Source organism: Massilia sp. IC2-278 (genome assembly GCF_020708045.1).
Lineage (GTDB): Bacteria > Pseudomonadota > Gammaproteobacteria > Burkholderiales > Burkholderiaceae_D > Telluria.
The window spans coordinates 1-789 of the sequence record NZ_JAJFES010000047.1 but is presented as its reverse complement, the minus strand read 5'-3'; the positions used below and the strand labels follow the sequence as shown (position 1 = coordinate 789).

1 rRNA gene is annotated in these 789 nt (G+C 52.7%); it reads left to right on the top strand.

Features of this window, described 5'->3' with window-relative positions:
• Positions 1-789: ribosomal RNA gene (locus LK540_RS25210) — 16S ribosomal RNA — on the top strand; the annotation flags it as partial.

The following is a 789-nucleotide window of genomic DNA, read 5'->3' as shown; positions in this document are numbered from 1 at the left end:
TGCTCCTGGAGCGGCCGATATCTGATTAGCTAGTTGGTGAGGTAAAGGCTCACCAAGGCGACGATCAGTAGCTGGTCTGAGAGGACGACCAGCCACACTGGAACTGAGACACGGTCCAGACTCCTACGGGAGGCAGCAGTGGGGAATTTTGGACAATGGGCGCAAGCCTGATCCAGCAATGCCGCGTGAGTGAAGAAGGCCTTCGGGTTGTAAAGCTCTTTTGTCAGGGAAGAAACGGTAGAGGCTAATATCCTTTGCTAATGACGGTACCTGAAGAATAAGCACCGGCTAACTACGTGCCAGCAGCCGCGGTAATACGTAGGGTGCAAGCGTTAATCGGAATTACTGGGCGTAAAGCGTGCGCAGGCGGTTTTGTAAGTCTGTCGTGAAAGCCCCGGGCTCAACCTGGGAATTGCGATGGAGACTGCAAGGCTTGAATCTGGCAGAGGGGGGTAGAATTCCACGTGTAGCAGTGAAATGCGTAGAGATGTGGAGGAACACCGATGGCGAAGGCAGCCCCCTGGGTCAAGATTGACGCTCATGCACGAAAGCGTGGGGAGCAAACAGGATTAGATACCCTGGTAGTCCACGCCCTAAACGATGTCTACTAGTTGTCGGGTTTTAATTAACTTGGTAACGCAGCTAACGCGTGAAGTAGACCGCCTGGGGAGTACGGTCGCAAGATTAAAACTCAAAGGAATTGACGGGGACCCGCACAAGCGGTGGATGATGTGGATTAATTCGATGCAACGCGAAAAACCTTACCTACCCTTGACATGTCAGGAAGTC